Genomic DNA, 22,477 nt, shown 5'->3' with positions numbered 1-22,477 from the left:
CAGTTGCTCTCCAGAGTTATGCCGCGTAGCCTGGATTGGGCAGCGCGCCGATGATCCTGGGCGTGTTGAGCTTGCGCTTGGCCACCTTGCCGCCGCGCGCGGCCAGCCAGGTTTCCACCACCTCCCAGACCTGCTTGTTGCCCTGGCTTCTGGCCTCTTCGGCCACCGGTGCCCAGCCCGCCACCTTGTATTTTTTGTCGGCGTCGATCAGCTTGCCATTGATACGCATGTCACTGATGCGTTTGCCCATGGTCTCAAACGGGCTGCAACTGTAGGCCAGACCACCCACACGCACCATGTCGCCGCCCTGCTGGTAATAGGGGTCGGGGTTGAACAGGTTGTCGCACACGTCTTCGAGCACGGCCTTGATGGTGGCGCCGGTCATTTCGGTCAGGGTGGCATAGGAATAGGTGGTGGCGGTCATGTCCATCAGCCATTCACGGGTGATGGCCTGGCCGGGCAACAGCGTGGTGCCCCAGCGGAATCCGGGTGAAAACGCCAGGTCGGCGCCCTGCACGTCCATCAAGGCATCCACCAGCAACTGGTCGCCGGTACCGTTGAAGTTGCCACGGCGGTACAGCGTGCCCTCAGTCACGGCCAGTTTTTCCGCGAGCTTGGCTTCATAGGGCGCGCGCACCTTGGTGATGAGCGCGTCCATCTCCTTGTCGGCGGGGAGCATGTTGGCAAAAACGGGCAGCAGCTTGTAGCGGAAGTCGGCGACTTTTTTATCCTTGACGTCAAAGTCAAGCACGGCCAGGAACTTGCTGTTGGAGCCGGCGTTGGTGACGATGGTTTTGCCACCCTTGTTGCTGATGATGCTGGCCACCGGCATGCCGTCGTGCGTGTGGCCGCCCATGATGGCATCGATGCCGCTGACCCGGCTGGCCATCTTGAGGTCGACGTCCATGCCGTTGTGGCTCAACACCACCACCACCTGGGCGCCCTTGCCACGGCACTCATCGACCATCTTCTGCATGTTGTCGTCCTGGATGCCAAAGGCCCAGTCGGCCACCATGTAGCGCGGGTTGGCAATCGGGGTATAGGGAAACGCCTGGCCGATGATGGCGCAGGGCACGCCGTTGATCTCGCGGATCACATAGGGCTTGAAGACGGGGTCGCCAAAGTCGTTGGTCTTGACGTTTTGCGCGACAAAGTCAACTTTTCCGGCAAAGTCTTTCTCGATGATTTCCTGCACGCGCGCCATCCCCAAGGTAAATTCCCAGTGGCCGGTCATGACGTCCACCCCGAGCAGCTTGCAGGCATCGACCATGTCCTGGCCGTTGGTCCACAGGGCTGTGCCCGAGCCCTGCCAGGTGTCGCCGCCGTCGAGCAGCAGCGCGCCAGGGCGGCTCGCCTTCATGCGTTTGACCAGCGTGGCCAAATGGGCAAAACCACCGACCCTGCCGTAGCGCTTGGCCGCTTGCTCATAGTCCAGATAGGTCAGCGCATGGGCCTCGGCAGTGCCAGGGCGCACGTTGGACGCCTTGAGCAAGTGCTCGCCCACCAGATGCGGCAACCTGCCTTTCATGTTGCCAAAACCGAGGTTGATGCTGGGCTCGCGGAAGTGGATGGGCTTGAGCTGGGCGTGGCAGTCGGTCATGTGCAAAAACGACACATTGCCGAATTTTGGGACGTCATAAAGTCCGTTGACTGCCGTCGCCAGGTCCGCTTGTGCGTAGGCGCCCAGCCCCATGCCGGCCATGGTGCCAGCGCCAAGCACCTGGAAAAACTCGCGTTTGGTCAAATTCATGGTGTGACTGCCAAAATGTAAAAAATAAAAAGCCCGGGCAGGCCGGGCCATGTTGAAAAAAAATCAGCCTAGTTGTTGACCGGCGACTTGGGGTCCAGCAGCAAGGCCATCAGGTCTTTGGCCTGCTTCTCGGTGATGATGCCCTTGTGCACCGCACGCGGCATCATGGAGCAGGCGTTGTAGGCCTTGGCATTCCAGATCTTGCCCCAGGTGTACTCGATGATGGCCTTGGACGCCGGGCTGGTGGGGTCGGCAATCACACCGCGCGTCTTGCCGTAACCCGTCAGCGTCGGGCCAATCGTGCCAAAGGAAATCTCCTTCGGGTCCAACTGGTGGCAGTTGTAGCAATTGCCGCCGTTGGCGGTATCGGCCGTGTCAGTCCAGGTCATGCCGCGACCGCTTTGGGCCAGTTTTTCACCGGCCTTCCAGTCGCCCAGGTAGTTCCCGTCCGCCGGCCAGGTGATGGTTTTGAGCTGGGCCGCCTGCAGTTTCAGGGCGACTTCTTCATTCAGGGGCTTGCCCGCCACATCGGCGGCGCTGCAGGCTTGAATAACCTCGTCGGTGTCAAGGACGGACGCCTTGACGATGCCTTTATCGCTAAAGGAAGATTTGACGATTGCAGCGGTCAGTTGATCAAGTTCAGCCGAACCAGGAACCGACGCGCAGCCTGCCGCCAACGCGATGGTCATTAGTGACAGTGCCATTTTGTGTTGTTGTTTCATGATTGGGTTCCTTGGTATCAGCGTTTGAGGGCCGGGGCAACTGACTTGGAGCCGTGGCTGTTGACACCCAGATACACGCCCAGAGCCACCGTGGCATCACTGGCAAAACCAGGGTATGGGAAACGCTGCTGACGGTAGCAATCGTTCAGGCGCAACTGCATGCCCCACATCTGGCCATTGGAAACACGGTAAGCCGGCCAGGCGGCAAAGCCGATGCCGTCGCCAGGGTTTTTCGTCAGGTTGGGCAGGTCCTGCATACGGATACGCAAGTTGTCGGCGCCGTGGCACGAGGCACAGGAAAAATCATGCGCGCCACCACGCTGGAAGAACAGGCGCTTGCCGACCTCGTAGGCGATTTTCTCCTTGGCATGGGCTTGCGGCAGGTTGAATGTCATGTCGCGCGATTCTGCGGCGATCCAGGTCGCAAGCGCAGTCACATTATTTTGCTCACCCTTGCCAAACGGCGTTTTGGCAATCTCTGCGGCATTAAAACCCTGCAGGTTTTCCATGCAGCTGAGCAGGCGCGACTCCAGGTCCTGCACCTTGTTGGTGTCGGCAAAGTAGCGCGGCAAGGTCACAAAAACAGCCTTGACCACACCGGGACCCTGACCCAGGTCACATTGCTGCAGCGACGCGTTTTTGGGGCCGCGCTTTTGCTTCCACAGGTCCTCTCCTTTGGCCTCGAACAGTTCGGCCGGGTTACCGTCGGCGAGCATGGCGCGGTATTCCTCGATGGCCAGCACCGCAGCCGATTTTTGGGCATGGGCGGCAGTGCCCGCCAGTCCTGCCAGTGCCAACAGGCACATCATTCTTTTCATTTTCATGGTCTCCTCATTGTTGATGAACATGCCAACAGACAGGCCTGAATCAGGACACCGTGGCCTCGTCGGTGCGGCTGTCACCCTTGTTGTCTTTCCAGGTGATCGCCACCTTGTCGCCGGCCTTGCCACCTTTGATGTTGAATTGCATGAACGGATTTTTGGCGACAGCCGGCCCCCATTCGGCGGTCATCACGACTTTGCCGTTGTGGCTGGCCGAGACTTCATTGATGTGCCACGCGGGAATCAGTTTGCCAGCGGAATCTTTCCGCTGGCCGGACTCCATCTCGTGACTCATCAAGACGCGAACGGTGGTTTTGCCGCCTTCTGCTTTGGCGCGGATGCGCATTGGATCTGCCATTTTTAAACTCCTGAATAATGATTGAACAAGTGGTCGTGCAAACCGGCTTCAGCCGCCGCAACCGCCCAAGGTAACTTTGACTTCTTTTTTGGCAAACAGGGCTTTGCCGTCGTTCATGATGGCCACGGCATACACGTCCGAAGACTGCCCCATCTTGGAACGGGTGGCAAAGTTGGCCTCCACGCTGTCGGTCACGTTGAACAGGGCAACCAGGGCCGCCGGGTTTTTTTCGACCAGCAGCAGGATGTGTTTGACGCCGGCCAGGGTGGTGCTGGCCGTGAAGGGCACCACCGCACCGTTTTCTGCAATGTCCGGGCCAACGATGATGACATCCTTGCTTTCTGCTGGCGCACCTGCGCCCAGCGCCTTAAGCGCATCGGCCATCGATTTGGCTTCGAAGGCCGGCTTGTTGTAGGCCAGCGCGTATTGGGGAAACAGGCCGGTGGTGGCCAGCAGGCCGGCCACGATGGCGCTGTGTTTGAGTGTCTCGCGACGAGTTTGCATTGAAATCTCCTTCTTAAAGTACATGCTGAAAAAAATGACACCGATCTGACTCTGCCGGGCGCTACTTGCCCGCTTCCGCTGCCCGCCCGACCGCCAGGGGGCTGGACTCGGCAACGCTCAAGGTATGGGCTGGCTCGGGGGTCAGGCCCCGATTGCCGGCACCACCAGACTTGATCCTGGCGGCCAGGGCGTCAGCCTGGTCCGCATATGTGTTGACAACCGCGTTGAGCGTGAAGTCTGGCAACACCGAGCTCAGTCTGGGCTCGGCGGCGCAATTTTTCATGCAGGCGACGTTGTGCGTATCGGGCTTTTTGGCGCTGCCAAACTCCTGGCCTGGCCACAGCGCATGGTCGGTGGTCATGCCATTGCGGTTGGGCATGCGGGCCTGCACATCGCGAATGGTTTTTTCATCGAGCGTGAAATCGTCCGGCACGATGTGGCTCAGGTTCAGCATGAACGTCAGCACCGCATAGACCTCGTTGGTTGACAGGGTCTTGGGGGCGATCCAAGGCATGGCGCGGTTGATGAAGTCCCACACGGTCGAAATGGTGGCCACCTTCATGAAAGTGGTGCGCCAGGGATAGTCGGGCGTGGTCAGGTTGGCCACATGCCCCGTCGCCAGGTCCTGGTCCTTAACACCGCCAATCACCGGACTGAATTTCTCGCCTGATTCGCCAAAGAAACCGTGACAGCTGGCACACTTGCCTTCCCATATCACCTGGCCCTGCGCCACGCTGCCCGAGCCTGCCGGCAAGCCTTTGAAATCGGGGCGCACATCAATGTCCCAAGCGGCCATTTCCAGAGGTGTCGCATCGCGCCCCAAACCAGCCATTTTGGCGACCGACTGGGCTGCCGCCAAGCCGCCAAGCGCCAGCCAGGCCAGGCAGATGAGGGCGCTACGACAGCTGGACATTTTTCACCTCGCCGTTTTCCCGCACCAGCCACGACTGAATGGCGTTGTTGTGATAGACCGACCGTGTCCCGCGAACGGCGCGCAATTGCCTGTAGGTGGGTTGCACAAAGCCGGTGCTATCCATGGCCCGGCTTTGAATGATGGCCGGCTTGCCATCCCAGACCCAGTCCAGGTTGAAGCGCGTCAGCGCCTTGGACAGCACCGGTGACTCCAGGCGGGCGCCATGCCAATTGCGGCCCCCATCCACCGAAACGTCCACTTTTTTGATCTTGCCCTTGCCGCTCCACGCCAGTCCGGTGACGTTGTAAAAACCCTTGTCCAACAACACTTGTCCGCCCGACGGCGTGGTGACCACGCTTTTGCACTCCTGCAGGCTCGTGTACTGGCGGTGCTGGCCGCTCGGCAGCAGGTCGATGTACTGAATCGCTTCGTCTTTGCTGGCGTAGGGCATGTCGCCGACTTCGATACGGCGCAGGTATTTGACCCAGCTCACGCCCTGAACGCCGGGCACGACCAGGCGCAACGGATAGCCATTCTCGGGGCGCAGCATCTCGCCGTTCTGCCCGTAGGCCACCAACACCTCGCCCGACTTGATCAGATGCATCGGGATGGTACGCGTCAGCGCCGAACCATCCGCACCTTCGGCCAGCACGAACCTGCCATTTTTGAGATCGGCGCCCGCCAGCTCCAGCAGGGTGATCAGCGGCACGCCGGTAAATTCGCTGCATGACACCATGCCGTGGGTGTATTGCACCGTGGGCACGGCCACGTTGCCCCATTCCACCGCCGTGTTGGCGCCGCATTCAATGAAGTGGAAGCGCGACACCGGGGCCATGCGCATGAGCTCATCGAGCCTGAACACCTTGGCCGCCTTCACCATGCCATTGATCATCAGCCGGTGTTTTGAAGGGTCGATGTCCCACCAGCCCTGGTGATGACGCTCGAAGTGCAAGCCGCTGGGGGTGACGATGCCGAACAGCGATTGCAGGGGCGCAAACGACACCGACGCCTGCGCGGTCTGCGTCAAGCCCGGGCTTGGACGGCGCTGTACCGCCGCCTCAAAAAGCGAGCGCTTGCCGTAGCCGTCGTTTTGCGCCACGCCCTGCCCCAATGCCACGCTGTGTTCCGGTAAATTCAAAATATTGGGGTCGCCGGCCCCGGCAGGCACCGGCTTGCCCTGCGCCACCGCGCCTTGCGCCGCAGCGCCAACGGCAGCCGCGGCAAAAGCCTGGCGAATAAAGTCGCGCCGGCCTTGTCTGGCTTCTGAAAAAACGGTTTTGATGCCGCCTGGCGACAAAAAGTGCTCAGGCGCCGGGATCAACCTGCCCGAGTTCATACTTTTCCCCATTCAAAAAACTAATGTTCCGAGACGCGCACCGGCGTTGACGAGACCGTGATGTTGACGGCACGCTTTAGCGTCAACAAAAAAATGATTGGGTGGGCTGACACCTGTTACCTCAATCCGCACATGCGAATGCGTCAATGTACGGTGTAAGCGATGTTTTGTAACTGGGGTTTTCACTTATTTGAAGTGGTAATGATCCCGATTGAGCACCGCCGCGATCGAGGTCACCTCTTCCGGAAACAAGCTTAAATTCAGCATCGTGCTGCAGGCTTGCACCTGACCGCGCAGCGCCGCCAGGGAATTCACCCGCCCGTCCGGGCGATAAATGGCATGGCCGTTGCCGCCCACTTTACGGCTGTGACAGGCGTCGCACTGGTGCTCTGCCATCAGCTTTTCGCCCAGCTTCAAATCAGCGCCGTGGTACAGGGCTGGAACTTCCTGTGCCATGGCTGCGGTGGTCAGCCAAGCCGATACGGAAAAAACGAGATGCTTCATTGCAGACTGCCTCCTGTTGATCAAAGCTAACCGTCAAATGGCGCCGCGCTCACGCCACCGACAAACGCTCCGGTTGCCGCACGAAGTAAATACGCCCCTGTTTGTCCATCTGCTCGATGATCCCATCGCGCACCAGGCGGGTGATCTCGCGGCTGACGGTTTCAAGCTTCAGGTCCAGCATGGCCCCCATGTCTTCGCGTGAAAAAAGCACGGCCACATCAGGCCTGCTGGGGTTGCGCATCTTCAACACCAGATTGGCCACCCGCTGGCGCGCCGTGCCAAAGTTCATATCGGCCAGCCAGTCGTCGGCGTCTTTGAGCGCGCGCTGCCATTTGTGCATCAACTGGGTGTGCAGTCTCGGGCTGCTCGCGGCCAACTTTTGAATGACACGCTGTGGAATACGGCAGACGGTGACAGCGGTCAAGGCAATGGCATCACTGTCATAGCGCGGCCCCGCCAGGGCCTCCAGACCAATCACATCCCCCGAGCGCAACACGCGCACAATGCGCGGCCGGCCATCGAGCGTGTTGCGCACCAGTTTCACCATGCCGCTGCGCAAGGTGAAAATGCCCTGCACCGGGCTGCCCTCAGCGTACAAAGCCACCGCGTGCGCGAATTCAAGATCATCGATTGGCGCATGAATGTGTGCGAAATCATATTCATTGAGATCAGCGAACAGCACCATGTCGCGAATGCCGCACTGGCGACAGTCGGAGGTGCCACGCCAGGCCGATTCGGTTTTGATCGGGATCATCCGATGCCTTTCAGTTAGCCACGGCGGCACGAGCGGTGCGCAGCCGGTCATCCAGGTAAGCCCCGTAGAAATCCGGAATGTAGCCGCCCACCAAACGCTCTGCGACCTCCACCCCGCCGCGGCCAAAGAACAACACGGTCGGCGCGATCTTGATGCCCCAACTGCGAATCAACTGGTCCTGGGTTTGGCTGACCCCGCCGAAATCCTGCACCATCTGCCGGTTGCGCATGTCGATTTGCACGATGGACAGGCCCGCCTGGCCCTGCAGCGGAGCCAGATAATTTTCACGGGCTATTTTGCAAAATGGACACCCGTCCAGACTCACCAGGACCAGCAGCGGGCTGCCCTTTTGCAGCGCCCTGGCCAAGGCCTCAGAGAGTGAAGCGGGCACGGGCAAAACCTGCTCTGCGGCACGCCCTGCCCCCACCCAACTGGCGGCACCAGCCGCCAGCAACCAGTGGCGACGTGTCAGGAAAAAATGACGAGGGCTCATTATTTGGCTTCCTGTTCCAGCAGCAAATAGGTGTTGTAGGCGTTCATGCGGTTGGCCACCTTGAACAGTGGCAGATTTTCAAAGCGCGACCAGTCGGTGTTTTTGTAGGCCTCATCGAACGGCTCCATGGCCTCGGCAGCACGCTGCATGGCGGTGCGCAGGTAAACCAGATACTCTCGCGTTTGCTGCATGTCGTGGCGCGCGTCGCCCGACAGCGGGCCGTGGCCAGGCACGATCACTTGGGTGTCGAATGTCAGCAACTGGTCAAGCGCCGTGATCCAATGGCGGCTGTCGGCCTGGCCGACAAACGGAATCCGGCTACGGAACACCAGATCGCCCGCAAAAAGCACTTTTTCGGACGGCAAATAAAAAGCCATGTCCTCTGGCGTATGCGCCGGGCCAACGATTCTGGCCTGAAAAAGCATGCCGCCAAGCAGCAGGTCCTGGTCACCGTCAAGCCAGGTATCGGGCTCGACCAGATACGTCTTGTCATCGATCCAGGGAAACAGTTGCGCACGCGAAGCCTCCATGCGCAGCCGTGCCGTGTCGCTGTTGAGGTAAATCAGAGTGGCGCGGTGCGCCACAATTTTGGCGCCCAGCGCCTTGAAAACCTGCAGGCCATAAATGTGGTCGGCGTGGTAATGGGTGACCAGCACGTGGGTGATGGGCAGCGGCGTGACTTTTTTGATTTCTGCCACCAGGCGCTCGGCCAGAGCTGGCGAGCCCAGGGCATCAATCATCACCACGCCCTTCGGGGTCACAACAAAGCCCGCGTTCGAAATGAAGTTTTGATTGGCAGGCGAGCCGAGCTCCGATAGCCCCTGCACATACCAGGCGGACGGCGACACCTGGTACAGCACCATCGGTGGCGCTTCTTCAGCCTGAACAGGTGCCAACACACCAAACATCAGGTAAACAAGCCACAGTGCGCTGACGATCGTTTGCCTCACGGCGTTGTCATCAGCGCACTGTCGCTACGGCTAAACAAGGGAATCGGCCCAAATGTTACGCGCCCAAGCCAGCGCATACTCCCCTTCCACTTCATTGGCAGCGGTTGACACGCCGCCTGATCCCGCCACGGTCACCATGGTTTTCTTGGCCGGATCATAGGTGTGCACGCTGGCCACATGAACAGCTGCGTTGCTGCTGACGAAGCTGTAACACGTGTTGGTGTAGATCGGCGAGGGGTTGGGGGTTTTGCCCGTCAACAAGGCCACCACGGCTGCAGCACAGGTCTTGCCATGCTGGTTGGCCATGCTCCCGGACTTGGGCATGGCAGGCGCGCTTTGAATCGAATCACCCAGCAAGTGGATGTTTTTGGCTGCCTTTGACTCGTAGGTCAAAAAGTCAACCTCACACCAGCGTTTGTTGGCAGTCGCCAAACCGCTATGCACTGCAATGGCGCCGGCACGCATGGGCGGCAGCACGTTGAGCACATTGGCTTTCAGGTCTTCGTGAAACTCGAACTTGAGGGTGCTGGTGGCCGCATCCACATCGGACACGACGTGTTTGCCACGGTACTCAATCATGCCTTGGTAGCGCTCCGCCCAGGCTTTTTTGAACAGCGGGCCTTTGGAAGTGACGTCGTCATTGGCATCCAGAATCAACACCTTGGATTTTGGCTTGGCCTTGCTGAAATAGCTGGCCACCTGGCAGGCGCGCTCATACGGGCCGGGCGGGCAACGGTAGGGTGCCAATGGAATCGAGATGGCGAACACACCCCCATCGGGCATGGCTTCGAGCTGCTTGCGCAAGGCCACGGTTTGCGGACCGGCTTTCCAGGCATGCAGCACCTTGTCTTTGGCGCCAGCGGCGGCCATACCCGGCAGGGCCTCCCACATGAAATCAATGCCAGGCGACAGAATCAAACGGTCGTATGCCAGCTCACCGCCGCCGGCCAGCTTGACGGTGCGTTTGTCAGCATCGATGGCCGTCACGCTATCGTGCACCACTTGCACGCCGTGGTTCTTGACCAAGCCGTCATAGGGCGTGGTGATGAAGTCCATGGTTTTGACTCCGCTGAGCACCAGGTTGGACAGAGGGCATGAAAGGAACGCTGCATTGGGCTCGACCAAGGTCACAGAAATGCCGTAGTCAGACCACATGCGCACATACTTGGCGGCCGTAGCACCGCCGAAGCCACCCCCCACCACCACCACTTTGGGGCCGTTGCCACCGCCCATGGAAGCGCAGCCTGACAGCATCCCCAGGGAACCCAAGGCGCCCAATGCTGAACCGGCACCCAATGTTCTTACAAATTGACGACGTAACATATTGTTCTCCTTAATGCTTCAATGCGGCAAAGTAACTGGCGAGCTGATCAATCTGCTCGTCGGAATAACCCTTGGCGAGCTGATGCATCACCGTGGCCGACCTCTTGCCCGACTTGAAGTCCTGCATCCTTTTAAGCAGAATTTCCTTTTTTGCGCCCGCCAGGTCATCCATGCCCGGTGCCGCCACGCCATGGGTGCCATGGCAGGCAGCACAGCCTGCAGCCATGCTGCGCACCTGCAGGGCATCAGCGCTGGCCCAGGAACAAAGGCCTGCAAGCGCCAGGCCCGAAAACAATCTGTAAACTTTCTTCACTTTGTCTCCTTTAATTGTTTATCCATAAAAACCCAACCGAAAACATGGGTATCACAACAACCAATTCACCAACTGCGTTGTATGTGTTAATGGTACGAAGCATTGGTCACAACTCATTACAGTAGAAACCCGCAGTGTGTGCAATTTTTCAGAAGCTGCTGCACGAGCACCCAAAGAAGTCGCCGGGCGACAGAATCCGGGCTATCCATTTCAAACTTTTCAACAGGAGACAAACCGTGGTCAAATTTTTACTCGCATTTTTCCTGACCTTGTGCGCCACCCTTGCCAGTGCCCAGGAGACCAAGGTGGTCTATCACATCACCACCGGCATTGACACCATCGCCGGGGCCATGAGCAACATCCAAAACCACCTCAACGCCGACCCCAAAGCCAAAATCGTGGTAGTGACCAACGGGCCAGGCATCGATTTCTTGATTGCCGATGCCAAAGACAGCAAGGGCCGGGAGTTTTCGGGCATGGTCAGCGACCTGGCGGGCAATGGTGTCGAATTTCGGGTCTGCAACAACACCCTGGTGTCACGCAACATCGACCCCGACAAATTGCTCATGGAAACCAAGCTGGTGCCCTCGGGCGTGGCCGAAGCCGCCAGGCTGCAAAGCAAGGAGGGTTTCGCTTACCTCAAGCCCTGAAAAGGCTGTGGACGCTGCCATTGACTGGCTGCGCCCACTTTTTGCATAGCCTGCTGACTCAGGCAGGTGGAAAACGACTTTAGAAGCGGTGGCTGTACATGAACTGCCAGTTCGTCTGACCGTGCGAAATTTCGATTCCCTGAGGAGTTGTCACCGTGACATCGGGCGCCATCGTCACCGACATGTTGAAGTCACCCGCTTGCGAGACTTGGTAACCCAAACCCAGCGTGTAGTGATTTTTCACGGTGGCAGGGAACAAGGGATTCACATAGGCATCAGGTATCGGGTTGTCCGCCAGATTCATACCCGCACGCAAGGTGAGCGCCTGGTTTGCCTTCCAGGCCAAGCCCAAATTCAGGACGGTTTGATTTTCCCAGTTTTGGGGCATGGCGAAACTCACCGAGCCACCCATTCCCGAACTGTCGTAGCGCATCTTGAAACTCTCCATGGCGTCGGCCCAACCAAGGTATTTCAGATCGGCAGCCAACAAAAGCGATGGACTGGCTTGCCAACTGGCACCTACCGCAAAGACAGAAGGCATCTGGAAGTCAAGCACGGTGATTTTGCCGTGATCGATAAAACCACCGATCGCCGAAATACTGGCGTCACCATTGCCCGTTTCCATGTCGCCCAGTGACGACTTGAATTGGTAGGACGCACCCATCATGACATCCTTGTTGACCTTGTAAGTGGCCCCCAGGGCTGCACCAAAGCCGGTGGACTTGGCCTCGCCAGAGAAGTCGCTATCGTCAGAAAAGTCGATGCGTGCCCAGGGGGCGCCTGACAAAGGACCTAGCGCCATCGCCAGATTGCCGCTGGCGTCGGTCACCATCCCCGCTAACTGCGCGCCAGAGGCTGCCATGCGCATGTCCAGTGACGACCACATGAATTTCAAGGTGGCACCGACCGTCAGGTCTGGATTGACCTGGTAAGCAACAGGTAAGATCACATTACCCACCCCGAGCTCCGAGCGTACCGCCGAACCGGACCCCATGGCCAAAAACGAATTCGCTTCATATTCGGTTCCCATGCCGCCCTGCGCAAAAATGCCAAGACCATAGGTCAGCGCACCGCTGCGACGGGTGTAGCCAAAAGCGGGCATCAAATAGGACGTACCGCCTGATTCGGCAGTCATGCCATAGGCAGGAATGCTGCTGGTGACATCCGGCCCCAGAATGCCGAACGCCACATCCAGGCGTGCCGTGCCGTCGGCAATCATGCCCAGCGTGGCCGGGTTCTGCGCCATGCCGGCGTTGCCGTGGTCAATGGCTTGCGAGACCCCGCCCATGCCGGTGGAGATGGGGCCGTAGCCTTCCATCAGCATGCCATTGGTGGCATGCGCGGCCCCGGCGGCAAGCAGCGCGCACAGGGGGGTGAGGTAAAAAAGTTTGCGGGTTGCTTTCATGGTTGTCTCCGGTTGGTGGTTGTCAATGATTACTCTGGGGTTCACTTTGGGGTGATGGGTGATGGCCAAAAGCGCCTGGCTGGCTTACCAGAAAGCCAGCAGGCGGCCTTTGACCACTTTGGCTTCGATGCGTTTGAGCGGACTATTGCCTTTCTTGATGCAGTCGCCACTTTTGGCATCGAATTGCCATTGGTGTTTGGGGCAGGTCAAGGTGGTACCTTTGACAGCCAGCTCGGGAATATCGGTGCTCTGATGCGGACAGTGGCTGTCATACACCTGGTAAGCTTTTTTGTCGCGGTAGATGAACAGGCCGCGGCCCTGGCATTCGGTGCGCGTGACCTCGCCGTCCGGCACATCCCTGGCGGCCATGACGTCGCGCCACTCGCCGGCTACCGGTGTCAGTTGCGTGATGACTTCGGGGGCAAAGCCTGGAATGTTCATGTCGAGGATGATGTCCACGGCCCAGACAATTTTGGCCAGCCCCAGCGCCGGAAAAGCCATCAGCAGCGCATCGAGCACCTCCATCGGCGTGCAGCCTTCGCGCAAGGCACGGCCCAGATACTGGCGAAAACCACGGTCGGTTTGCGCATGGACCTTGGTGATCACAGAAATCAAATTGCGGGTCTTGGGATCGAGGTATTTGCCGCTGTCTTTCAGAAAGGCAAAGTAGTGGCCCAGGGTTTCGGGCCGGGCTTTCAGCAGATAGTTCAATGCGTCACTCATGGTGTCAGTGCTTTCATTCAAGGTTGAGAAAAGTGTGTTGTTTGCCGCCCGAAAGAGTGTTTTGATTTCATTATTGTTGCAGGACTTCCAATGATGGCTGCGGCTTGTTGGCAGGATTCAGGGGATCATGCTTGCCGGTTTCACCGAGCCATGCACAAATCGCCGCGAGTGCCAGGTCCTCATGGGCAAAGATGCGTTCCTGACCGATCTCTTCGAACAGTCCGGTGCGATGCATCACATCGAGCACCTGTTTCTTGAGGCCGGAGAAAACCAGTGTGATGCCGTTATCGCGCAGCCGCTCAAACAAGGCCTTGATGACTTCTTCGCCGGAAGCATCGAGATTGTTGATGCCGTTTCCAACCAACAACACATAGGGCGCGTTCGGTTTCGCCGCCACGGCTTCCAGCACGGCATCTTCAAAATATGCGACGTTTGCAAAATACAGTTGGCCGTCGAAGCGCACCGGTATCACCTGCTCGCTGGTGGGTATCTCGGGATAGACCTTGACGTCGCGCAAGGTACCGTCGGTGTAGCGCCCCAAGCGGGCCACACGTGGCTTCATGCTACGGTACAAAAACAGCAAAATGGCCACAACCGCACCCAGCAGAATGCCACTATCCAGATGCGGCGCAAAGGCGAGCGTGGCCACGAACGTCACACCCGCGGCGATGCCATCGTGTTTGTGCGCTTGCCAGGCATGCTTGATGGCAACAAAGTTGATCAGACCGCTCACCGCCATGATGATCACGGCCGCCAGCACGGCCTGCGGCAGGTGGTACAGCAGCGGGGTCAGGAACAGCAAGGTGCACAGCACCACGATGCTGGCAAATACGGCAGACATCCCCGACTTCGCGCCAGCATTGAGGTTGACAGCCGAGCGCGAAAACGAGCCACTGACCGGAAATGCCTGGGTCAGACTGCCCATGACGTTGGCCAGGCCCTGGCCGAGCAATTCCTGATTGGGGTCGAGGCGTTGTTTGGTTTTGGCGGCCATCGCCTTGGCGATGGAGATGGCTTCCATGAAAGCTACCAGTGAGATCACCAGTGCACTGGAAAACAGCATACTCAAATCACTCCAGTGAACGCTCGGAAGCGCCAACCCCGGCAAGCCCGATGGAATGCTGCCCACTACTTCGCCGCCACCGACCAATTGGAGCTCCCCCTTGTTCATCTTTTTGATGCGCCAGCGGTAGCCGTCAGATATTTCACCCTGCGGTAGCTGACCGAGCAAATAGAGTCGGGCGGGTTGCGTGGCGTTGGCCGGGATTTGCTCGAATATGAATTTGCGCAGGAAACGGGCTGCCTTGCGATTTTGATCTTCCAGGTCTTTGAGTTCGAGTTTAAGCAGCTCGATTTCATAGTTGAGGGCGGCCGAGTGTTGACGGCCTCCTTCCTGATTCACTTTAAGCTGCTTCAATTCAGCTGACTTATGACCAAGCTTGGTGCTCAATTCTGTGATTTTCAATTCTGCCTGAGTCAACTCGTTGGCAAGGCTTTTAACCTCAATGTCCATGATTTGATCGGGCCTGCCGATGATGTTGTGCTCGAAGCCAATGGACCAGCTCACCACGGTCGTCAGTGTCACAGCGACCAGTACATTGGGCAGCTTGGGCGTGAATCGCTTCATGCCGACCATGATGACGAAGGCCGTCAGCCCCATCAGCAGTGTCGGCAAGTGGGTCTCGCCGATCAGTTGCAGGGCGCCCCATACGTCCTGCAGGAAATGCTCGCTGCGCCCCATCGAAATGCCAAACAGCTTGTTCATTTGCGACAGGCCGATGATGATGGCAGCGGCGTTGGTAAAGCCAACAATGACTGGATGCGACAGAAAACTGACGACCACCCCCAACTTGAAGATACCCAGGGTCAACTGGATGACACCGACCGTTAAGGCCAGCAGCACCGCCAGCGCGATGAATTGTTCCGAGCCGGTTGCCGCCAGCGGCGCGAGTGCCGACGCCGTTAACAGCGAAACCACGGCCACCGGACCGGTGGCCAGTTGCGCGGACGATCCCCACAGCGCCGCGATCATGCCCGGCAGAAACGCCGCATACAGTCCGTAATAAGCCGGCATCCCGGCCAGTTGCGCGTAGGCCATGGATTGCGGAATGAGGACCAGCGCAACGGTGATGCCGGCCATCAGATCGGCGCGGAGTGTCTTGCCGTGCAGCGGCCACCATGAAATAAAGGGGAAGAAGCGCGCAATACTCTTATTCATGATGATCTGGCTTCGCCGTTAGGCAGCTGTTCGTTGCATTCAGTGAAAATGCGCGCCTTGCAGTTGCGGCAAATCTCTGAATCCAGCGTCGAATAGATCGGCTTGATCCAGTTCGACATCGCTGGAAAGAATGCACCCACCCCGATATCGTCGAGTTTGTCGGCCTTGCGCAGAAACTGATAGATGGTTTTACTGCACCGATAAAAATACAGGCCACCACCGAGTTTGCGGCGACGCCGCGCTTCCTGCTCCAGCATTTCTGCGCCCGCCACATCGATGAAATTGATGCCGCGCGCCAGGATCATCACGGTCTTCTGGCGCGGGTTGGACTCGTCGATCTGCAGCAGTGCGTTGCGCACGAAGTCCACCGCACCGAAAAAGATGGAGCCATTGATGCGCACGATGCGGAACTGCGGACATTCCGGACGTCCCAATGCATTGACAAAGTGGTACGCCCCCTGCTCCATGGCGGGGACATAAGGTACGACAGAGGGCCTTGACACGCGATACAGGTAAAGCGCCAACGAGAGCAGGATGCCAAAGAAGATGCCTTTTTCCAGATCAACCAGTGTCCCCAACAGCGTGACCCACAGGATGACCGTCTCGGCGCGGCTGATTTTGCCGATGGCGCCGATGTGATGAAAATCAATCAAGCCCCATGCCACCAGAAACAAAATGCCCGCCATGGCCGCTGTTGGCAGATACGACGCCAGTGGCGCGACCAGCAGCAAAACGAGCAGCAGAAAAATCGAGGCGAACACCGTGGCAAGCGGGGTCTTGGCGCCCGCTTCGAAGTTGACACCACTGCGGTTGAATGAGCCACTGGAGGCGTAACCGGAAAAGAAACTGCCGACCAGATTGGACAAGCCTTGCCCGATAAATTCCTGATTGCCGTCGATGTGCTGTTCGGATTTCACCGCGATGGCGCGCGAAATGGAGACGGCCTCGGTCAGCGCCAGCATGGTGACGATCAAGGCCGGGAACAGGACCTTGTGGAGCGTCGCATAGGAAAAATCAGGCATCGACAAGGGCGGCAGGCTGGCCGACAACGCGCCCACGGTCTTGATCTGGGTGACCGATGGGCCGAATTCGGCATTGATGAGATAGGCGACCACACTGCCGATGACCATGGCGACGATCATGTACGGCAGTTTGGGCATGAATTTCTTGGCAGCGATACCCACCGCCAGCGTGATCGCCCCGACCGCGCAGACATAAGGGTTGACGTTGCCCATTTGCAGAAAAAACTGCTCGATCACCACATGAAAGGGCACACCGCGCGCAATGTCCAGACCAAAAAAATTCTTGACCTGGCTGGCGGCGATGAGCAGTGCCGCACCGGCGGTGAATCCGATCACCACCGTGTGTGAAATGAAATTGACCAGCACGCCCATGCGCGCCAGGCCCAGAATCAACTGAAACAGACCGGCCAGAAAAGTGAGCGTAAGCACCATGCTGATGAATTGCGGCGAGCCGGGCTCGGCCAGCGGGCTGATGGCGGCAAACACTGCGATCGAGATGGCGGTGGTGGGGCCGGAAACCAGATGCCAGCTTGAGCCGAACAGGGCGGCAACGATGGCCGGCAACATGGCCGCGTACAAACCGTATTCAGGCGGCATCCCGGCGATGGTGGCAAAAGCCACGCCCTGCGGCAACACGATCAGGGCACCACTGAGCCCGGCGATCAGGTCGGCGCGAATGGTGTTGCGGTCCACCAGATGTTTCCACTGCATGAATGGAAACAGATGGTAGAGCCAGTATTTGCGCGAGTGGTGAAGCATTACAGTGTTGAACCAAGCCACCGTCCGACAGCAGATTTACTGCGGGCGCCTGGCTGACAGCAGGAATTTTGCAAGGGATTAACCTGAGTCATACACGCCAGATCGCGCAGACGCTCTGTTCTGAGGGTACCGAACCGGCGAGCTTGCGTGCTTCGGTCAGAGTCGCAACATCGTCGGCGAGTGCATCCAGGCCGACGGGCAGAAAAATAGGGAGCAGCATTTTGCGCAAAAAAATTTCTAAAAAGACTTTGCAAGGGAGATCAAGGTCGGACACGTTCTGTGTCAGGTGGCCTGCAGGCTGGAAAGAATTACAAAACATAACGTCTGGCCAGACCATACTCCAAACGGATAGCCCGGGTGATAGTCCAAGTGGGTAGGTGACTTATGGCGTGGCATCGCTAACAATAATTCAAAATTCGCACCCTTTGATGAAGGGTCTTTTAAAAAATGAAGAGCGCCGTGGACACCACTGTTTCCGATTTCACTGGGCAAGAACTTGAACTGGTGGCCGAGCTTTTGCAGCAACGCTACAGCAAGCACATGTCCCCTGAACTTGCAGACAGCGAACTGAAGCTTGACCCTGCCAGCGATGAATTGACGGTTTGCCCAACGCTCTATTGGAGCGAACGCGGGGCTCATTTTGTCCTTTGCAAAATAGCGCAGGGGCGTTACAAGTGCCAGTTTTTCTATGCCGATGCTGACCAATATGGCACTGGCCATGACGAGTACACCGATTTGCGGCGCTGCGTTCTGACACTGTTGCGCGTCCAGGCGGATCATGCAAGCCAGAGTGCCGGCATTTCGAGCGGGGCCACGGCGATTGATCTGCCCGCCGGTTCCACGGATGACGACTATCACGGTCCACTGGTGATATGACGCCAACACCATGAAACTTTGCATCGTCTCGGACAGCCATGACCGCGCCCCCATGCTGGCATCAGCGGTCATGGCGGCCAAAGAGGCCGGGGCCGAGGCTGTCATCCACTGCGGAGACCTGATCGGTGCCATGACCTTGCGTCCGCTGCTTGAAATCGGTTTGCCGGTCCATGTCGTCCATGGCAACAACCTGGGCGACCTGTTGGCTTTATCGACACTGTGCGCTGCTTCCGGCGGGCTGATCACTTACCACGGCGCCGACATTGACAAGGCCTTTGCTGGACGCAAGTTGTTTGCGACGCATTACCCGCACTATGGGCGCGGCATGGCCTGCACCGGCGACTACGATATTGTCTGCTATGGCCACTCGCATGTGGCCAGCGTGGCGCAGCAGCCGACCATTGCGGGAGGCATGACGTGGCTGGTGAATCCGGGCAGCGTAGGCGGGCTCGGTGCGCCGGCGACCTGGCTGCTGGCCGATCTTGCCAGTTTCGATTTCGAGATCCGGAGCCTGCAATGACCAGCCCGGTCCATATGAATCGGCAAGCTTGCCAACACCATTTTTTTACTTTGTAACGCAGTGGAGATTTCATGACAGCACCTATCGCAACCAGTCAGACCATACTCGTGGTTGGCGGTGGCATCAGCGGCATGACGGCGGCGCTTGAAGCGGCCGAATGCGGACGGGACGTTGTACTCGTCGAACGCAGCCCTACTTTGGGTGGGCGTACCGCGCTGCTTTACCGCTATTTCCCCAAGATGTGCCACCCGACCTGCGGGCTCGAGATCAATCTGAGACGGCTCAAGGGCAATCGCAACGTGCGCGTGATGACGATGGTCGAAGTCGTCCGCATCGAGGGCAAGCGCGGTGCCTATACCGCCACCCTGAAGATACGTCCGCGCTACGTTAACGAGAACTGCACCGTCTGCGGCGATTGCGCCGCTGCGGTTGGGGCTGAAATCCCCAATCCGCACAACTATGGCCAGGACAAGATCAAGGCTGCCTACCTGCCGTTTGCCATGGCCTATCCTCAGCGCTATGTGCTGGACCCGTCCCTTATTGGCACCGAAGATGCCGACAAGGCCAAAGCCGCCTGCAAGGTCGGTGCCATCGATCTTGCGATGCAGGAAGAAACGGTCGAGCTTGCGGTGGGCGCTGTGGTCTGGGCGACCGGCTGGAAACCCTATGACGCAGCCAAGATTCAACCCTACGGCTACGGGCGCTTTCCCAATGTCGTCACCAGCGTTGAGTTTGAGCGCATGGCTGATCCGGCCGGCCCGACCGGTGGCAAGCTGCTACGCCCGTCGGACGGACAGGAAGCCAAAAACATTGCCTTCATCCAGTGTGCCGGCTCACGCGACGAAAACCATTTGCGGCATTGCTCGCGCATTTGTTGCATGGCCACGCTGAAACAGACGCAGTACGTGCGTGAGTCCCAGGGTGATGCGGCCAAATCAACGGTGTACTACATCGATATTCGTGCGATAGACCGCTTTGAGGATTTTTATCAGATGGTCCAAAAGGATGCATCGGTTACTTTTGTGAAATCAAAGGTGGCGAGCATCGATCAGGCCAGGAATCAGGATCTGGTACTGAACGGTGTTGATACCGAGGGCTATCACCGCTATGCGAGCACGCATGATCTGGTGGTCTTGGCGATCGGCATGGAGCCGGAATCCAACGGCCTCACCTTGCCGGATGATCTGATCACGGATTCTTCCGGATTCATCGAGGGCACGTTAGACGGCGGCATGGTGGGTGCCGGCGCTGCAGCCAGTCCGCTTGATGTGAATCGTTCAGTGCAAAGCGCCACCGGCGCGGCGCTGCGCGCCATCAAGGTTATTCATCAGACCGTTGGGGAGGAAGCTTAAAGTGGCTGACAATAAATTTGCCGCGTACCTGTGCGCTGGCTGTGGTTTGGGTGATGTGCTCGATATCGACGGGCTGGAGAAAATTGCCAAGAGGGAAGGCAAGATGCAGGTGGTCAAGCACCACGACTTCCTTTGCAGCGCCGCTGGCGTGCAGATGATCCGCGACGATATTGCGAACGAGGGCATCAGCCATCTGCTGATCGGCGCCTGCTCGCGTCGGGCCAAGACCGAGGCCTTCAATTTTCCCGGCGTTTCAATGGCGCGCGCCAATTTGCGCGAAGGCGTGATCTGGATCGTGGCCGAAGGGGCAGCGCATGATGAAGTGCGCCAGGAGATGGCCGACGATTACATTCGCATGGGCTGCGCCGAACTGAAAAAGATGCTGTTGCCCGCTGGCAGCACGGAGCGCGGCACCAACAAGCGCATTCTCGTGGTGGGTGGCGGTGTGTCGGGTCTGACGTCGGCCATCGAAGCGGCAGAAACCGGCTACCAGGTGGTGCTGGTTGAAAAAACGTCGGCACTGGGCGGTTGGGCGGCCAAACTCTGGAAGCGGGTGCCGTTCCGTGAACCCTACGCCGAGCCTCAGGCCACCGGCATCGAGGAACTCATTGCCAGAGTGATGTTGCATCCGGCCATCAACGTTCACCTCAATGCCACGCTGGCTGAAACGGCCGGGGCACCGGGCCGGTTTGCGGTCAAGATTGCCCAGGAGAGCGGCACCGTGGTGCAGGAGATGGTGGGTGCGATCATTCAGGCCAGCGGTTTTTCGACCTACGACATGGCACGCCTGCCTGAACTCGGCGCCGGCTTGCCGGGTGTGGTGGACCAGGCCGGACTGGAAGCGCTCGCCCAGGCTGCCCATGGCGGCACCATCCAGCGCGCCGATGGCCAGGTGGTGCAAAGCGTGGTGTTTGTCCAGTGTGCGGGGCAGCGCGATGCGACCGGCGCGCACTTGCCGTATTGCTCCGGCCACTGCTGTGCCACCAGTGTCAAACAGGCCATGTACTTCAAGGATGCCAATCCTGACATTGACACCGTGGTGCTTTACACCGACCTGCGTTTGCCCGGCATGAGTGAGGACTTTTACCGCAGTGCGCAACGCAAGGGCGTGACCTTCACCAAGGGCAAGGTGAGCCAGGTCCAGGCGCAAGGCGCCGGTTGCACGGTGAACTTCCGCGATCTGATTCTTGACGAAGACGCAACTGTTGACGCTGATCTGGTCGTGCTCGCGACCGGACAGGTACCCAATTCCGGGGTGAACATTGATATTCCTGAAGATCAACAGCCTGAGGTCAAGCCGGTCTCCATCCTGAATCTGACCTACCGCCAGGGCAAGGATTTGCCGCAACTCAAAGCCGGCTTGACGGATTCGCACTTCATCTGTTTCCCCTACGAAACACGGCGTACCGGCATCTATGCGGCGGGCCCGGTGCGCCGTCCCATGGACATGCAGCAAGCCACCGATGACGCCACCGGCGCAGCACTCAAGGCCATTCAGACGGTGGAAAACGCGATGCTGGGTCGGGCCGCGCATCCGCGCTCTGGCGACCTGTCGTACCCCATTGTCCGGCTTGAGGGCTGTACCCAGTGCAAGCGCTGCACGGTCGAATGTCCTTTTGGTGCCATCGACGAGGACGAGCGGCGCTTTCCGGTGTTCAACGAATCGCGTTGCCGACGCTGCGGCACCTGCATGGGCGCCTGTCCGGTACGGGTGATCTCGTTCGAGAACTATTCGGTGGACACGGTGGGCAGTCAGATCAAGTCGCTTGACATGCCCGACGAGTTTTCCGAACGACCACGCATTTTGTTGCTGGCCTGCGAGAACGACGCCTACCCGGCACTCGACATGGCTGGCCTGTCGCGCACCGTCTACTCTGCTTTTGTGCGCGCCATTCCGGTGCGCTGTCTTGGTTCGGTCAATGCCATCTGGATCACCGATGCGCTCAATAGCGGCTGGGACGGTGTGATGATGATGGGGTGCAAGAAGGGTGATGACTACCAGTGTCACTTTGTCAAGGGTTCGGAACTGGCCCATTACCGCATGAGCAAGATCGACGACACGCTCAAGGGGATGGGGCTGGAGCCCGAGCGCGTGGCCAGCTACGAGGTTGCCATTACGGACCATCAACGTGTGGCCGCATTGATCAACGACTATGCGGCAAAAATCAAGGAATTGGGAATGTCGCCCATGAAGGGGTTCAACTAATGGAA

Annotated in this window: 23 protein-coding genes; 5 read left to right on the top strand and 18 right to left on the bottom strand. The window is 58.6% G+C overall.

Annotated elements, in window-relative coordinates; genetic code table 11:
- Positions 1-16: 16 nt before the first annotated feature.
- The 13 genes from soxB to PHF15_RS01210 form a co-directional block, all read right to left on the bottom strand.
- A complete protein-coding gene (gene soxB, locus PHF15_RS01270) occupies positions 17-1,750 on the bottom strand; it encodes a thiosulfohydrolase SoxB (RefSeq protein ID WP_300118113.1) in 1,734 nt (577 codons plus the stop codon).
- Between the two features lie 68 nt (positions 1,751-1,818).
- Positions 1,819-2,472 carry a sulfur oxidation c-type cytochrome SoxX gene (gene soxX, locus PHF15_RS01265; RefSeq protein WP_300118111.1) on the bottom strand — a complete coding sequence of 218 codons (654 nt, stop codon included), beginning with the start codon at positions 2,470-2,472 and terminating at the stop codon, positions 1,819-1,821.
- A 17-nt stretch (positions 2,473-2,489) separates the two neighbouring features.
- The gene (gene soxA / locus PHF15_RS01260) at positions 2,490-3,290 is read right to left on the bottom strand and encodes a sulfur oxidation c-type cytochrome SoxA (RefSeq protein WP_300118612.1); all 801 of its coding nucleotides are present in this window, start codon (positions 3,288-3,290) and stop codon (positions 2,490-2,492) included.
- A gap of 49 nt (positions 3,291-3,339) precedes the next feature.
- A complete protein-coding gene (gene soxZ, locus PHF15_RS01255) occupies positions 3,340-3,651 on the bottom strand; it encodes a thiosulfate oxidation carrier complex protein SoxZ (protein ID WP_300118109.1) in 312 nt (103 codons plus the stop codon).
- Between the two features lie 48 nt (positions 3,652-3,699).
- On the bottom strand, positions 3,700-4,155 hold the full coding sequence (gene soxY / locus PHF15_RS01250) for a thiosulfate oxidation carrier protein SoxY (protein WP_300118107.1): 456 nt from the start codon (positions 4,153-4,155) through the stop codon (positions 3,700-3,702).
- A gap of 61 nt (positions 4,156-4,216) precedes the next feature.
- Positions 4,217-5,068: a cytochrome c gene (locus PHF15_RS01245; protein WP_300118105.1), complete on the bottom strand. Its 852-nt coding sequence runs from the start codon at positions 5,066-5,068 to the stop codon at positions 4,217-4,219.
- Positions 5,052-6,404, bottom strand: a complete 1,353-nt coding sequence (gene soxC, locus PHF15_RS01240; protein ID WP_300118103.1) for a sulfite dehydrogenase — start codon at positions 6,402-6,404, stop codon at positions 5,052-5,054. Before soxC ends, PHF15_RS01245 begins: the two co-directional genes overlap by 17 nt.
- Positions 6,405-6,590: 186 nt before the next feature.
- Positions 6,591-6,908 (bottom strand): hypothetical protein, encoded by a 318-nt coding sequence (locus PHF15_RS01235; RefSeq protein WP_300118101.1) that lies wholly within the window; start codon positions 6,906-6,908, stop codon positions 6,591-6,593.
- A gap of 49 nt (positions 6,909-6,957) precedes the next feature.
- Positions 6,958-7,662, bottom strand: coding sequence for a Crp/Fnr family transcriptional regulator (locus PHF15_RS01230; RefSeq protein ID WP_300118099.1), 705 nt, complete (start codon positions 7,660-7,662; stop codon positions 6,958-6,960).
- 10 nt (positions 7,663-7,672) lie between these two features.
- The gene (locus PHF15_RS01225; RefSeq protein ID WP_300118097.1) at positions 7,673-8,155 is read right to left on the bottom strand and encodes a hypothetical protein; all 483 of its coding nucleotides are present in this window, start codon (positions 8,153-8,155) and stop codon (positions 7,673-7,675) included.
- On the bottom strand, positions 8,155-9,105 hold the full coding sequence (locus PHF15_RS01220; RefSeq protein ID WP_366520568.1) for an MBL fold metallo-hydrolase: 951 nt from the start codon (positions 9,103-9,105) through the stop codon (positions 8,155-8,157). Before PHF15_RS01220 ends, PHF15_RS01225 begins: the two co-directional genes overlap by 1 nt.
- Before the next feature lie 30 nt (positions 9,106-9,135).
- Positions 9,136-10,428 (bottom strand): NAD(P)/FAD-dependent oxidoreductase, encoded by a 1,293-nt coding sequence (locus tag PHF15_RS01215; protein WP_300118095.1) that lies wholly within the window; start codon positions 10,426-10,428, stop codon positions 9,136-9,138.
- Positions 10,429-10,438: 10 nt separating this feature from the next.
- Complete coding sequence (locus PHF15_RS01210) at positions 10,439-10,741, bottom strand: c-type cytochrome (RefSeq protein WP_300118093.1); 303 nt, start codon at positions 10,739-10,741, stop codon at positions 10,439-10,441.
- A gap of 236 nt (positions 10,742-10,977) precedes the next feature.
- Here PHF15_RS01210 and PHF15_RS01205 point away from each other — a divergent pair, with 236 nt between their 5' ends.
- Entirely contained in the window at positions 10,978-11,391 is a 414-nt protein-coding gene (locus PHF15_RS01205) for a DsrE family protein (RefSeq protein ID WP_300118091.1), read from the top strand.
- 79 nt (positions 11,392-11,470) lie between these two features.
- On the opposite strand, the gene PHF15_RS01200 is transcribed toward PHF15_RS01205, so the two are convergent.
- From PHF15_RS01200 to PHF15_RS01180, 5 genes are all read right to left on the bottom strand, one after another.
- Entirely contained in the window at positions 11,471-12,796 is a 1,326-nt protein-coding gene (locus PHF15_RS01200) for a DUF5723 family protein (protein WP_300118089.1), read from the bottom strand.
- Between the two features lie 84 nt (positions 12,797-12,880).
- Positions 12,881-13,519 carry a Rieske 2Fe-2S domain-containing protein gene (locus PHF15_RS01195; RefSeq protein ID WP_300118087.1) on the bottom strand — a complete coding sequence of 213 codons (639 nt, stop codon included), beginning with the start codon at positions 13,517-13,519 and terminating at the stop codon, positions 12,881-12,883.
- Between the two features lie 70 nt (positions 13,520-13,589).
- On the bottom strand, positions 13,590-15,737 hold the full coding sequence (locus PHF15_RS01190; protein WP_300118085.1) for a SulP family inorganic anion transporter: 2,148 nt from the start codon (positions 15,735-15,737) through the stop codon (positions 13,590-13,592).
- Complete coding sequence (locus tag PHF15_RS01185) at positions 15,734-17,518, bottom strand: SulP family inorganic anion transporter (protein WP_300118084.1); 1,785 nt, start codon at positions 17,516-17,518, stop codon at positions 15,734-15,736. The genes PHF15_RS01190 and PHF15_RS01185 overlap by 4 nt, the downstream gene beginning before the upstream one ends.
- Before the next feature lie 88 nt (positions 17,519-17,606).
- Positions 17,607-17,792: a hypothetical protein gene (locus PHF15_RS01180; protein WP_300118082.1), complete on the bottom strand. Its 186-nt coding sequence runs from the start codon at positions 17,790-17,792 to the stop codon at positions 17,607-17,609.
- 185 nt (positions 17,793-17,977) lie between these two features.
- On the opposite strand from PHF15_RS01180, the gene PHF15_RS01175 reads away from it, so the two are divergent.
- The 4 genes from PHF15_RS01175 to PHF15_RS01160 all read left to right on the top strand — a co-directional run bounded on the left by PHF15_RS01175 (position 17,978) and on the right by PHF15_RS01160 (position 22,472).
- On the top strand, positions 17,978-18,394 hold the full coding sequence (locus PHF15_RS01175; protein ID WP_300118080.1) for a hypothetical protein: 417 nt from the start codon (positions 17,978-17,980) through the stop codon (positions 18,392-18,394).
- Positions 18,395-18,404: 10 nt separating this feature from the next.
- On the top strand, positions 18,405-18,914 hold the full coding sequence (locus PHF15_RS01170; RefSeq protein ID WP_300118078.1) for a metallophosphoesterase family protein: 510 nt from the start codon (positions 18,405-18,407) through the stop codon (positions 18,912-18,914).
- A 71-nt stretch (positions 18,915-18,985) separates the two neighbouring features.
- Positions 18,986-20,266 (top strand): FAD-dependent oxidoreductase, encoded by a 1,281-nt coding sequence (locus tag PHF15_RS01165; RefSeq protein WP_300118076.1) that lies wholly within the window; start codon positions 18,986-18,988, stop codon positions 20,264-20,266.
- Between the two features lies 1 nt (position 20,267).
- A complete protein-coding gene (locus PHF15_RS01160; protein WP_300118074.1) occupies positions 20,268-22,472 on the top strand; it encodes an FAD-dependent oxidoreductase in 2,205 nt (734 codons plus the stop codon).
- Positions 22,473-22,477 lie beyond the last annotated feature (5 nt).

The sequence above is a fragment of the Rhodoferax sp. genome, assembly GCF_028689295.1.
Classification (GTDB): Bacteria; Pseudomonadota; Gammaproteobacteria; order Burkholderiales; family Burkholderiaceae_C; genus Rhodoferax.
This window is presented reverse-complemented; position numbering and strand designations above follow the sequence as displayed.